Raw genomic sequence first — 12,287 nt, 5'->3', positions numbered from 1 at the left:
CATGTCCCGCACGATCCTTTTTGATACAGAAACAACAGGTCTGGACCCAGTGCAGGGAGATCGAGTGATCGAGATTGCGGCGCTGGAGTTGGTGAATGATCTACGCACAGAGAATTATTACCATGTTTTGATCAATCCAGAGCGGGATATTCCTGCTGAAGCTACGCGTGTGCATGGTTTCACGTTAGATGATCTCAAAGGTAAGCCAATTTTTGCGCAAATTGCCGATGATTTTCTAGCATTTGTCGGTGACAGTCGGATGATTGCGCATAATGCGCCGTTTGACTTTAAATTTATCAATGCGGAGCTCAAAAATTGCGGCCGGGCTGAGTTGGATTATGACAGCCGTGCGATTGATACAGTCATTATGGCGCGCAAGAAATATCCCGGAATGCCTGCGAGCTTGGATGCGCTGTGTCGACGCTTTGGCATTGATCTCTCTGAGCGTGGCACTCACAACGCGTTGCTTGATTGTCGTCTTCTCTCTGACGTGTATGTGGAGTTGATTGGTGGGCGGCAGCGCGGGCTTGGGCTTGCAGGGCCTGAGCGTGCGAATGATGCAGAGACGGGCCGCCCTAAACGCCGTGTGGTGACAGGCCGCACTCCGCGACCGATGGCACCTCCTGAGTATGAGGAGTTGGAGCGTCATAAGGCTTTTATTGCCGAGCTGAACGACCCATTATGGCTGCGGGAAGGATGAAGATCCTTTTCATTACGGCTCACAGGCTTGGTGATGCTGTTTTGTCAATGGCCGTGTTATCTGCGCTTGTGGAGCGTTATCCGCAGGCACGTTTTACGATTGCATGCGGCCCAACGGTGACAGGATTGTTCCAGAATGTTCCCCGTTGTGAGGCTGTCATTGCGCTCAACAAGCGCAGCTATAACCGACATTGGCTGTCGTTATGGAGGAAATGCGTTACCCAGCGCTGGTTTATGGTGGTGGATCTGCGGTCTTCGCTTGTTGGTTTTGGTCTCTGGGCGCGCCATCGTGTGCTCGTAAAAGGAGGACGCCGGCCCGGTCATAAAATTACGCAGCATGCACATGCTTTGGGATGGGTCGACATCCCAAAGCCGCGTCTTTGGCTCAGCCAAGAGAGAGTAGCAAAACGGCGCTCTATATTACCTAAGCAACACCAATGGGTTGCGTTGGCACCAACGGCGGGGAGCCCGGTTAAGGCTTGGTCAGCAGCTTCTTTTGTTGCCTTAGCGCGAGCGTTGGAGACATTGGGTCTGCACCCTGTGATTTTCTATGGGCCAGGTGAGGCGGAATATGAACAGGCACGTCCTGTGGTGGAGGCTCTGCCCTACGCCTATGATCTAGGGGGGCGTTACCCTATTGAAGATGTTGCGTGTCTGCTGGGGCAATGCCGGCTTTTTGTGGGAAATGATTCTGGCTTAATGCATTTAGCCGCAGCCTCTTCTGTGCCAACTCTGGGGCTTTTTGGGCCGAGCTGTGTGTCGCAATATGCACCGGTAGGCCCTTATACGATGACAGTTTGCGCGCCAGGCATTGAAGGTGAGGGGAAGATGGAGCAATTAAAGGTCGATGATGTGAAAGAGGCCGCCTTTCGTCTTTTTCAGTTAACAGAAGATGGTGCCTCGCAGAGGGAGAGAAATGATGCGCTATGATGTGATTATCCGTAATGGAACCTGCGTGTTCCCATGGGGAGAGGCGCAGGCTGATATCGGTGTGAAAGACAAGCGCATAGCGTCTTTTTCGGTGACAGCGTCAGATGAAGCAGAGCAGGAGATTGATGCAACAGGGCTGCATGTTCTGCCTGGTTTGATTGATGCTCATGTGCATCTGCGTGACCCTGGTCGTCCAGAAGTAGAAACGATTGAAACAGGGACGAAAGCCGCGGCTTTGGGCGGGATAACCTCTGTCTTTGATATGCCCAATACCAACCCTGCAGTAACCAGCATCGACATGCTGGACTGGAAGCGCCAGCACATTGAGAAAAACGCTCATATTGATGTGGCGATGTATATCGGTGCGACGCGTGAGAACACGCCATTGCTTGCTAAAATGGAAGCTGAACCCGGCGTTTGTGCGGTCAAAGTCTTTGCGGGTTCTTCAACAGGGAACCTGATGATTGAGGACGATGAGGGGATTGAAGCGGTGCTGCGCTCAGGTCATCGTCGTGTCGCCTTTCATTCAGAAGATGAATATCGCCTTCAGGAGCGTCGCCCTCATTTTCATGTGGGGCAGCCTCATCGGATGCATGCGGAGTGGCGTGATGAAGAATGCGCATTCCGTGGCACGAAACGTATTGTTGCGCTCGGCCATAAAGTTAATCGCCCCGTTCATATCCTGCATGTCTCGACCCAAGAGGAACTGCTCTACCTGAAAGAGCATCGTGATATTGCAACGGTTGAGTTGTTGGCGAACCATCTGACGCAACAGGGGCCAGAATCCTATGAGCGTTTGGGGGGGCTGTCGGTCATGAACCCGCCTATCCGCAATGATGAGCGTCATTATCTGGAAAGCTGGGCGGCTCTTCGGGATGGTCGCGTGGACGTCGTGTCTTCAGATCATGCACCACACCCTCTAGGTGAAAAACAGAAGCCTTGGTTGGAATGCCCCTCTGGTCTGACAGGCGTGCAAACGATCGTTCCGGTTATGCTTGACCACGTGAACGCAGGACGGTTGAGCCTTTCTCGTCTTGCTGATGTGATGGCCGCTGGGCCAGCACGCGTTTATGGCGTGCCGAATAAAGGTCGGTTAGCTGTTGGGTTTGATGCTGACTTCACGCTGGTGGATATGAAGAAGCAGCGGGAAATCACCAATGATTGGATTGCGTCACCTGCTGGATGGACGCCTTTCAATGGCACCACCGTAACAGGTTGGCCTGTCGCGACGATCGTTCGTGGTCATATCGTCATGAAAGATGATGAAATATGTGAAGAAAAGGTCGGACAGACGGTAACATTCCAGCCTTGATGAAGGGTTAGGGAAGTTCGCGTCCTTCTGGGGCCCCGTATGTCAGGTAATGGCTGAGGGGCCCTGGAACGTAACTCGCCGTGTCAGGATGACGTTCTAGATAGCGTTGAGCATCCCAAATACGCACTTCTTTTTCGCGAGGGCGGCGGAGTAAAATGCCGTTCCCGCGGAAATAGAGCTGCACTTCATTGTTATATGTGGCGTTATATTGTCTGCGGTTCTGCAAAACTGTTCGGACGAGATGCCCACCGGGAAGACCTTTGCTTTCATGCTCGCGTAACTCTTCGAGGTCAGAAATGTCATTGACCTCCAAAGCAAGCTTTGCCTTGGCGCGGTCGATCATCTCTTGATAGGGGCGGTGATGATTATGGAGGTAGGTAAAACGTGTTAGGGTAGAGTTGGGCTCTTCTTGTGATGTCGGGAAATGATGACCATTGTCGATTCGGGCCCCACAGCGAGCTGGTACAAAGCCTTTGGGGAAGAGACGACGCGGAGCGTACCATCCTTCTTGCTGTGGAACGTTGAAGAGAGATAGGTTGATGGTCAGAGGGCCACGGCAGGGTTTCAGACGTTCAAGTTCTTCATAGATGGCTTCTTTCTGAAGGGAGAGACCGTCTTCAGTAAAAGCACAGAGTAGTTCATCACAATCGACAGGCAGCGCGAAATCGTAATGCACATCGTGGTCGAGAGAGGCAATAACATTGGTGAAATGCTGCCCTTTTTCCCGGAAATCTCCAGTTGAAGTGAGATCATAGCGCACATGACATCCATGGCGTTCCGCTTCTTTCAGAAGGGCAAGCGTAAAGGGATCTTGGGATCCATTGTCAAAAAGAATAAGATTCTTCATGCCGAAAATTTGCCCGTAATGTGTCAGCCATCGCGCAAGACGAGGGCCTTCATCTTTCTGCATCATGAGGACTTTAACGACTGGCATGATTTATTCCGTCCTTTTTATAACTCTTTCATGTTTAGCCTGTTTGCTGCCAGCGGTGCGGCACTGTATGGTTGCTTACAGTTAACTGACTGATCCAGCAGGGAAATACCGTGGCAGACGAATTTATCCAAGAGATCAACGATGATCTGCAAGCTGAACGTATCCGAACCATTGCAGGCCGTGTGGGAATCGTGGCTCTTGGAGTGATCCTCGCCTGTGGTGTAGGCGTTGGTGTTTGGGAGTGGCAACAACACACGCTGCATCTCGCGCAAAACAAGGCTTCTGTTGCCTATATGGACGCAATGCAAATGCGCAATAGTCCGGATGGGGAGCCTAAGGCCGTTGGGACATTGGCTGACCTCGCTGCCCATGCTCCTCAAGGTGTGCGAGGCTATGCTGCTATGGCCTTGGCTGATCTCAAGCAAAAAAGTCACGACACGTCTGAAGCTTTATCACTTTGGAAGCAGGTCTCAGATGACACAAAGGCCGAACCTGCATTAAGGAAGATGGCACGTTATCTTAGCTTGAATGCGCAGATGGATACGGCTTCTCCTGAGATGTTAAGACAAGGTTATCAAAATCTCGTGCAAGAAGGGGGAAGCTGGGCTTCGCTCGCTCGAGAAGGGTTGGCTGTTTTGGATATGCGCGCTGATGCGACAAAAGCTCAGAAAAATGAAGCGCGTCGTTTGTTGGTGGAAGTAAAGATGTCACCAGATAGCAGTGAATCTTTACGCGATCGGGCTGGTTTGTTGTTGCAGACATTGGGAGATGCTGGATGATTCGTCGCTTTTGTTCTTCACATAAAGAGCAGGAAAAGGTGAGGAGAGTGCCACGTCGTGCTCTCCTAAAGGCGGCGTGCGCCAGCGGGGCACTCGCGTCTTTTGGCGGTTGTGGCATGTTTGAGGATGACCCTCGCAAGCCAGCTTTACCCGGCCGGCGTTCTGATGTTCTGTCCACTGGGGCAGGGTTGAGTGTGAGCCAGAAGAACACTGCATCCATTACGCTTCCTGCTGTTGAGAACGTCACACAATGGTCTCAAGATGGCCGTACTCCCTCGCATGAAGCGGTTAATGCGCGGTGGACGGGCGTTCAAAAGGCATGGACGCATTCAATCGGGGCGCAGGTAGACCCAATGAGTCTTCTTGCTTTAGTCGCGATTATTCCTAATGAGCATGGTGCGTTGCAATCTCCGCCGGTTATTGGCAACCAGCGCATGTTTACCATTGATGCGCAAGGCCATGTACGAGCATGGAGCTGGCCTCAGCTCTCCTTGCAATGGCATTTGCAACCGGCTCGCCATACGCGTTCGACGAATATTGGTGGCGGTTTAGCCCTAGACGGCAACACGCTTTATATTGTGGATGGTGTCTCTCAAGCGTTGGCTGTTGATGCAGCGACGGGACGCCAAAAATGGAGTGTCGATCTCATCACTCCAGGTCGTTCAGCCCCTGCTATCGTTAACGGCTTGATGGTCTTCAGCACGATTGATGAGCGTCTCTATGCTTTAGAGACCGCAACAGGGCGTCAAGCATGGTCGTACCAAGCCACTGAGGTCAGCACTGGTATTCTTGGGCAGGCGACACCTGCGATTGTGAATGGCATCGTGTTGGCAGGATTTGGTAGTGGCGATCTTGTCGCACTGCGTGCCACGTCGGGTGAAGTCGTATGGAGCGATAGCTTAGGTGGTGGTAATGGTTTGGGGGCTATGCTCGATTTCGCCTGTGTGCGCGGGGCTCCTGTGATTGTTGGGGGCACGGCCTATGCGGTTTCTATGTCCCAGGTGATGGTGGCGATTGATATGCGCTCTGGCCGTCGCCTATGGGAGCGTGAAGTCAGCAGCCAAAACCCGCTTTGCGTGTGTGGAGACTGGCTCTACGTTGTGTCGTTAGACCAGCAAATTGCTTGTCTGGATCGTTTGACGGGGCAAGTGCGTTGGGTGACGCAGCTTCGGCGTTTTGAAAATGAACAAGCCCAGAAAGGGAGTGTGCAATGGGTTGGGCCATTGCTTGTTGAAAATAAGATCGTTTGTTTCTCCTCCTTGCCGGAAGACGGCATGGTGGTGGTTGATGCAATAACGGGGAAGGTGGAAGGTTCTTCTTCCATTCCGGCCTCCTGTCAGGTGCAACCTATTGTATGCGATGGGAAAGTACTGGCACTGACGCAAGATGGTGTGCTGCGCGCATATGGTTGATAAAAACAAGGCAGGACAACTGCCTGTCGTGGCTGTCGTTGGGCGGCCCAATGTCGGGAAATCGACGTTATTTAATCGGTTGATTGGGCGTCGTCGGGCGATTGTGTCCGATGAACCCGGCGTTACGCGTGATCGTAAAGAAGGTGAAGCCTTGTTACGCGGTCATCGTGTTCGTTTAATTGATACGGCTGGGCTGGAAGAAGCTGCGCCAGAAACGCTCTTTGGGCGGATGCGAGCATCGTCAGAGCAAGGTATCGCACAGGCGGATCTCGTCTTGTTCTGCGTGGATGCGCGTTCTGGTATCGCGCCGGCTGATGCGCATTTTGCGAACTGGCTGCGCCGTCAAAATCGTCCTGTCCTGTTGGTCGCCAACAAGGCTGAGGGGCGTGCAGGTGTGCAAGGGGCGTATGATGCCTATTCGTTAGGGTTGGGAACGCCTCTTGCTGTCTCCGCAGAGCATGGGGAAGGCATGGCTGACCTTATGTCGGTGATTGCTGAACATCTTCCCAAGCATGATACTGTAGAGGAAGAAGAGGCTGTTAAACCTTTACGGATGGCAATTATCGGCCGTCCTAATGCTGGTAAGTCAACGCTACTGAATGCCTTACTGGGCGAAGAACGCATGATCACAGGCCCTGAGGCGGGTTTGACGCGCGATGCTGTTAGTGCGTGGCTTGAAGATGAGAATGGCCCAATTGAGGTCGTGGATACGGCCGGTATGCGTAAACGGGCACGCGTAAAAGCGGGCCTTGAAAGTGTTTCAGTGTCTGCCTCCATTGAAGCGATGAAGATGGCAGAAGTGGTTGTCCTCGTACTTGATGCAGACCGCGGCATTGACGAGCAAGATTTGCAGATTGCGCGTTTGATTGAGCGTGAAGGCCGGGCGTGTGTTCTCGCTTTAAATAAGTGGGATATGGTGACAGACCGTCAGGCAACACGCCGGGCTATTTCTGACCGTATCGAGATTTCATTAGCGCAGATGCGCGGAATTCCGGTTGTGACATTCTCTGCGCTGACGGGCGAAGGGGTACGTCGTCTCTTACCAACTGTGCGCCGTGCGAGTGAGGTATGGAATGCTCGTGTTGGGACGAGTGACCTCAATCGCTGGTTTGAAGATGCGCTTGAGAAGCACCAACCGCCCTTAGTTGATGGGCGGCGTTTAAAGCTACGTTACATTACTCAGGTGAAGTCACGTCCTCCAACCTTTGTTGTTTTTGGAACGCGTGCTGAGCAGGTGCCCGATAGTTATAAGCGCTATTTGGTCAATGGACTGCGTGAAACCTTCCATTTACCGGGAACGCCGATTCGTTTGCAGCTACGCGGAAGCCGCAATCCTTTTGTGCAGCAGGATGGCAAGTAGCTGCAGGAAGTATGGATGAAGAAGGTAGATACGGGTCGGGAGATGTCTTCCGGCCCTAAATGCCGTGATAGCAAGCTCTGTATAAAATGATACGGGGGAGAGCTTGCTAAGGAAAGAGAGAGAGTATGGTAGGGGTAACGCCAACAACTCCCCGTCATGAGGGAGAGGCAGCAGCACAAAGAAGTACAGCGCGTGCCACTGTTTTGGGAATTTTGGCGGCTCTATCAGGACTGATGTTTGGTCTTGATACAGGGGTTGTCGCGGGGGCTTTGCCTTTCATTGCGGTTGACTTCCACGCGAGCACTGCGATGCAGGGCTGGATTGTCTCTTCCATGATGGCCGGAGCGGCCTTCGGCTCTGCGTTTGCTGGGCGTATCTCGGTGACATTCGGGCGGACAGGCGCCATGTTTGGGGCAGGTGTCCTCTTCCTAGCTGGGACGTTATTATGCGCCCTTGCTCCTGGGGTGAGCATGCTTGTGATCGGGCGTATTTTTTTGGGACTTGCCGTCGGGGTCGCTGCTTTCGCTGCTCCGTTGTATATTTCTGAGATTACCGTTGAATCGGCTCGTGGAGCGATGATTTCTCTCTATCAGCTGATGGTCGCTTTAGGGATTTTCCTCGCTTTTATCTCCGATAGTCTTCTCTCAGCAGGTGGGCATTGGCGTTGGATGCTCGGTGTTATGGCCGTTCCAGCCATTTTATTTATTTTGGTTGTGCTCATTCTTCCCCATAGCCCGCGCTGGCTCATGATGCGGGGCGAGCATGATCGCGCACGCAAAGTGCTGCATGTGTTGCGGTCTGATGAAGAAGTTGCAGAAGCAGAATTACAGGATATTCAAGGCCGTCTAGCAAAAAACAGTGATTCTGGTTTTGGCCTTTTTCGGAGCAATAGAAACTTCAAACGCTCTGTATTCCTAGGCGTTATCTTGCAGGTTATGCAGCAATTAAGCGGTATTAATGCGCTTCTTTACTATGCGCCGCGGGTTTTCCAAGCTGCTCATTTTGGCACGAATGCGTCGGTCTGGGCGACAACGCTCGTTGGTTTGACGAATATGGCCTTTACAGCGGTGGCGATTATGTTCGCTGACCGTTGGGGGCGGCGTCCGTTGCTGCTGACAAGCTGCATTGTTGTGGCGGTATCGCTTTTAGGGGTCGCTGGGATTCTGGCCTTAGGCCATCAGGATACCATGACGGCTATCGTGCTCTGCGGTCTTATTTTGCTCTTTGTTGCAGGCTTTGCCATTGGGGAAGGACCGCTCGTCTGGGCTTTGTGCTCGGAGGTGCAACCAACACGCGGACGTGATTTCGGGATTGGTTGTTCAACAGTGACGAACTGGGCTGCGAACTGGGTTATTTCCAGTCTTTTCCCGCTTTTAATGGTCGCGGCCGGAGCCTCTTGGACGTTTGTCCTCTTTGCCGCATTTAATGGTGTCTTTCTTTTGATCACGTTGGGGTTTGTGCCTGAAACGCGTGGCGCATCATTGGAAAAAATCGAGACTAATCTTTTTGCAGGCAAGCCCCTGCGTCAATTAGGAGAATAATCTGTCATGGTAGCCAGTAAGGCAGACCCTAGTCTGGAAGGAGAATACGACCCGGAACGCCATGCTGGGCTTTATGGAGCGCAGCGTATTAAGGCGATGACGGCTGTCTTACTGGCTCTGCTTTTATCCATTCTTGATTATTCTGTTGCCAATGTTGCCTTGCCGAGTATTGCGACAGACCTCCATTCTGACCCTTCTCAAGCGATTTGGGTCGTTAACGCGTATCAGCTCGCCAATTTATCCTGCCTGCTCCCCTTGGCTGCTTTGGGGGCGCGTATTGGTTTTGGGCGTATGAGCCAGATAGGGATCTTATTGTTCCTGGTCGCTTCTGCTGCCTGCGCTCTGTCTCATACGATGCTGGAGATCACGCTCGCACGTGCGTTGCAGGGTATTGGTGGTTCTTGCGTTATGAGCGTCAATATTGCCTTGGTGCGCTTTATCTATCCACATAAGCTCCTTGGGCGCGGTATTGCGATTAATGGTCTTTTCGTTGGCTTAGGGGTTGCGCTTGGCCCTACGATTGGTTCTTTCATTCTGTCAGTTTCGTCATGGCCGTGGATTTTCTGGGTGAATTTACCTCTAGGCGGGTTAGCGTTCATTCTTTCCAGTATGGCTTTGCCCAAAACGCCACGGAGTGCGTTGAAGGTTGATATTCCAGGGTCGTTGCTGACGGTTGCTTCTTTTGCGCTGACTGGAATTGGCTTAGATAGCTTGATGCATGGCGATTTTGTGCCAGGTATTGGCTTAACAGTCGGCAGTATCGTGTGCTGGGCTTTATTGCTTCGTTGGCAAAGAGATCATGTCGAACCGATTGTGCCGTTGGATCTTCTTAAAAGAGGGCCATTTCTCATTGCCTGCCTTGTGGGATTTTCTGGTTTTGTAGCGTCCAACCTTTATATCGTTGCGATGCCCTTTACCCTTACTGAAGCCTTCCACCGTAACCCAGCGACCGTTGGTTTGCTGATTGCTCCTTGGGCGATTGGTGTTGCGTCTATGTCCTTTATTGTTGGACGTGTGGCAGACCGCTTCCCGGCCTCAATGCTGTCGTCTTTAGGGTTGCTTGTAACGGCGATAGGGTTTGTTCTGTTGTGGACTTTATCCCCAGAGGCGAGCAATAGCGCTATTGCTTGGCGCACCCTAGTGGCTGGTTTGGGGTTCGGTCTGTTTCAACCGCCTAATAATCGCGCGATTATGGTGACAGCGCCTCCAGGACGTGAAGGGGGGGCGAGCGGTATGCTGTCAGTCTCACGTTTATCGGGTCAAACAACGGGTGCATTATTAGTAGCGGGTCTGTTTACGATTTTTCCTCATCCTGCCTTTATCTGCCTAGGCGCGGCGGCTTGTGTCGCAGCAAGTGGCGCACTGCTGAGTGCTGCTCGCGCTTGGTTTAAGGTCAGTAAGGTTTCGTAAGGAATGATCATGGGGCGTTTTTATATGAGACGCCCCATGATAAAGCCGATCGCTAAAAGAATGCCGATGGGGATATTTTGTCGGAAGTCTTTTAGGCAGGCTGGTGCATCGTGTGGCTCTAGCGTGATGCCTTGATAGAGCAGCCAGAGAGCAGCAGGGGCAAAGCCAATCCAGAAATAAGGGCTGAGAGATGCAGCGGAGGCGCTCCAGCCAAAGAGAATGAGTGTGAGGATATAGCAACCACATATAAATGGTTTAGCCATAGTCAACATACGTTGTGAGGTCGATTTAACACCGATTCGTGCATCGTCCTCCATATCTTGGAAGCCATAAATTGTGTCAAAGCCAAGCTGCCACATCACGACGCCCATGTAGAGGGCCCAGCCGCGAGAATCAAACGTACCGTGGCTGGCGACATAGCCCATTGGCGCTCCGAATCCGAACGTAAAGCCCATAACCAGTTGAGGCCACCAGGTGACGCGTTTAGCAGCGGGATAGAGGGCAACGAGGAGCAGGGCAATCGGTGCTAAGGCCCAACATATTGGTGGTAGAGCGAGTAAAACCGCAAGCCCAATGAGTAAAAGGCATGTGAGAAGGGACAAGGCCTGACGGAGGGTCAAAGCTCCGCTCGCAAGGGGGCGACCAGCTGTGCGTGATACATGGCGGTCAATATCACGATCCCAGATGTCATTCACGACGCAACCTGCAGAGCGCATGGCAACGGAGCCTATGGCAAAGAGTGCCGTGTAGAAGAAACGTATTTTAAGAGAGGCCCCTTCTGCTGGCAGAAAAATGCCGAACACACCGGGGAGAAAAAGTAACCAGCTCCCAACGGGACGATCAAGCCGGGCGAGAAGAGCGTAAGACTGCCATGGTTCAGCAAGATGTGCGATCAAGCCGTCACGACGTATATCAGTATGGGAAGAATGATCAGGCATTCTTACGTCATCTGTCAGAATAAGCGGCGCGTCAACGCAAAGAGGTAACGTTCTTACCAGAAGAGGCTGGCCTCACAGCGGGGAAGGCGGTATGCCTCAACGTATGACTCGTATGGATCCTCGTCTTTATTGTGTTGCAGATGGCCCCGCTTGGCAGGAAGGCCATGATGTTTCTCTCACCGGTGGGCAAGCGCACTATCTGGGTAAAGTGATGCGTCTTCAGCCTGACCATCTGGTAAGGCTCTTTAATGGCCGGGATGGGGAATGGTCTGCTCAGATCAAGGAGCTAAAACGTCATAGCGGAGTAGTGCGCCTTTTGACGCAGGAACGGCTACAGCAAGAAACGGATGGGGTTGAGCTGCTGTTTTCCCCACTTAAGCGTGATGCGACAGAGCTTGTCATTCGGATGGGAACGGAGCTTGGTGTAACGCGTTTTCGTCCTATTGTGACGGCTAGAACTAACACGCACCGTCTTAATTATGAGCGATTATCCCTCATCGCGCAGGAAGCTGCCGAACAATGTGAGCGTTTAGACGTGCCCGATATTGTGCCGATGGAGCCGTTAGCGGCTCTTCTCGCACGTTGGCCGGCGAGACGTCCACTCTCCGTTGCGCTGGAACGAGAGGGGGAAGGGCTCGCCTCTAGCGATAGTGAAGCCTTACTCATTGGCCCAGAGGGAGGCTTTTCTGAGGAAGAGATACGTCGCCTTACAACGCACGAAGCGGTACGATGTTTTTCCCTTGGTGCTCTCGTGTTACGTGCCGAAACAGCTGTTTGTGCAGGACTTTCTCAGCTTGACGTCAGACGTCGGGGGGCGGCACACTAAATAAGTGTTGTTTGGTTTATTCTGGCTTCTATCAGCGTTAAATGAGCGATAGGGGTATAGGATTACACAAACGAAGCTGATAAGGCCGTATGAGATAGTTTGGCCTCGGTCGAACAAAGAGCTGTCATGTGAATCTCAGCTCACCA

11 protein-coding genes are annotated in these 12,287 nt (G+C 52.4%); 9 read left to right on the top strand and 2 right to left on the bottom strand.

Annotated elements, in window-relative coordinates; translation table 11 throughout:
• Position 1 precedes the first annotated feature (1 nt).
• From dnaQ to F457_RS0102625, 3 genes are read left to right on the top strand one after another with little or no spacing between them, the layout of a single operon-like run.
• Positions 2–700 carry a DNA polymerase III subunit epsilon gene (gene dnaQ / locus F457_RS0102635; RefSeq protein ID WP_018979583.1) on the top strand — a complete coding sequence of 233 codons (699 nt, stop codon included), beginning with the start codon at positions 2–4 and terminating at the stop codon, positions 698–700.
• Positions 697–1,629, top strand: a complete 933-nt coding sequence (locus F457_RS0102630) for a glycosyltransferase family 9 protein (RefSeq protein WP_018979582.1) — start codon at positions 697–699, stop codon at positions 1,627–1,629. Before dnaQ ends, F457_RS0102630 begins: the two co-directional genes overlap by 4 nt.
• On the top strand, positions 1,619–2,941 hold the full coding sequence (locus F457_RS0102625; protein WP_026294117.1) for a dihydroorotase: 1,323 nt from the start codon (positions 1,619–1,621) through the stop codon (positions 2,939–2,941). The genes F457_RS0102630 and F457_RS0102625 overlap by 11 nt, the downstream gene beginning before the upstream one ends.
• A 7-nt stretch (positions 2,942–2,948) precedes the next feature.
• Here the strand turns inward: F457_RS0102625 and F457_RS11980 are convergent, their stop codons facing one another.
• Positions 2,949–3,875 (bottom strand): glycosyltransferase family 2 protein, encoded by a 927-nt coding sequence (locus F457_RS11980; RefSeq protein ID WP_018979580.1) that lies wholly within the window; start codon positions 3,873–3,875, stop codon positions 2,949–2,951.
• 110 nt (positions 3,876–3,985) lie between these two features.
• Between F457_RS11980 and F457_RS0102615 the strand changes: the two genes are divergently transcribed.
• From F457_RS0102615 to F457_RS0102595, 5 genes are all read left to right on the top strand, one after another.
• A complete protein-coding gene (locus F457_RS0102615) occupies positions 3,986–4,654 on the top strand; it encodes a tetratricopeptide repeat protein (protein WP_018979579.1) in 669 nt (222 codons plus the stop codon).
• Entirely contained in the window at positions 4,651–6,066 is a 1,416-nt protein-coding gene (locus F457_RS0102610; protein WP_018979578.1) for a PQQ-like beta-propeller repeat protein, read from the top strand. The genes F457_RS0102615 and F457_RS0102610 overlap by 4 nt, the downstream gene beginning before the upstream one ends.
• Entirely contained in the window at positions 6,059–7,426 is a 1,368-nt protein-coding gene (gene der, locus F457_RS0102605) for a ribosome biogenesis GTPase Der (RefSeq protein WP_018979577.1), read from the top strand. Before F457_RS0102610 ends, der begins: the two co-directional genes overlap by 8 nt.
• 125 nt (positions 7,427–7,551) lie before the next feature.
• Positions 7,552–8,967 carry a sugar porter family MFS transporter gene (locus F457_RS0102600; protein ID WP_018979576.1) on the top strand — a complete coding sequence of 472 codons (1,416 nt, stop codon included), beginning with the start codon at positions 7,552–7,554 and terminating at the stop codon, positions 8,965–8,967.
• Between the two features lie 6 nt (positions 8,968–8,973).
• Complete coding sequence (locus tag F457_RS0102595; RefSeq protein WP_018979575.1) at positions 8,974–10,377, top strand: MFS transporter; 1,404 nt, start codon at positions 8,974–8,976, stop codon at positions 10,375–10,377.
• Between the two features lie 20 nt (positions 10,378–10,397).
• Here the strand turns inward: F457_RS0102595 and ubiA are convergent, their stop codons facing one another.
• The gene (gene ubiA / locus F457_RS0102590; RefSeq protein WP_018979574.1) at positions 10,398–11,315 is read right to left on the bottom strand and encodes a 4-hydroxybenzoate octaprenyltransferase; all 918 of its coding nucleotides are present in this window, start codon (positions 11,313–11,315) and stop codon (positions 10,398–10,400) included.
• A 91-nt stretch (positions 11,316–11,406) separates the two neighbouring features.
• Here ubiA and F457_RS0102585 point away from each other — a divergent pair, with 91 nt between their 5' ends.
• Positions 11,407–12,141, top strand: coding sequence for a 16S rRNA (uracil(1498)-N(3))-methyltransferase (locus F457_RS0102585; protein WP_018979573.1), 735 nt, complete (start codon positions 11,407–11,409; stop codon positions 12,139–12,141).
• The last annotated feature ends 146 nt before the right edge of the window (positions 12,142–12,287 follow it).

It is taken from the genome of Saccharibacter floricola DSM 15669 (genome assembly GCF_000378165.1).
Taxonomy (GTDB): Bacteria; Pseudomonadota; Alphaproteobacteria; order Acetobacterales; family Acetobacteraceae; genus Saccharibacter; species Saccharibacter floricola.
Note: the sequence above shows the minus strand (reverse complement) of the source record. Positions and strands in the feature narration are given on the sequence as shown.

Bases quoted from the DNA above. Each gene is read 5' to 3' on its own strand.
- dnaQ (WP_018979583.1), top strand. From the start codon at position 2: ATGTCCCGCACGATCCTTTTTGATACAGAAACAACAGGTCTGGACCCA.
- F457_RS0102630 (WP_018979582.1), top strand. From the start codon at position 697: ATGAAGATCCTTTTCATTACGGCTCACAGGCTTGGTGATGCTGTTTTG.
- F457_RS0102625 (WP_026294117.1), top strand. From the start codon at position 1,619: ATGCGCTATGATGTGATTATCCGTAATGGAACCTGCGTGTTCCCATGG.
- F457_RS11980 (WP_018979580.1), bottom strand. From the start codon at position 3,875: ATGCCAGTCGTTAAAGTCCTCATGATGCAGAAAGATGAAGGCCCTCGT.
- F457_RS0102610 (WP_018979578.1), top strand. From the start codon at position 4,651: ATGATTCGTCGCTTTTGTTCTTCACATAAAGAGCAGGAAAAGGTGAGG.
- der (WP_018979577.1), top strand. From the start codon at position 6,059: ATGGTTGATAAAAACAAGGCAGGACAACTGCCTGTCGTGGCTGTCGTT.
- F457_RS0102600 (WP_018979576.1), top strand. From the start codon at position 7,552: ATGGTAGGGGTAACGCCAACAACTCCCCGTCATGAGGGAGAGGCAGCA.
- F457_RS0102595 (WP_018979575.1), top strand. From the start codon at position 8,974: ATGGTAGCCAGTAAGGCAGACCCTAGTCTGGAAGGAGAATACGACCCG.
- ubiA (WP_018979574.1), bottom strand. From the start codon at position 11,315: ATGCCTGATCATTCTTCCCATACTGATATACGTCGTGACGGCTTGATC.
- F457_RS0102585 (WP_018979573.1), top strand. From the start codon at position 11,407: ATGCCTCAACGTATGACTCGTATGGATCCTCGTCTTTATTGTGTTGCA.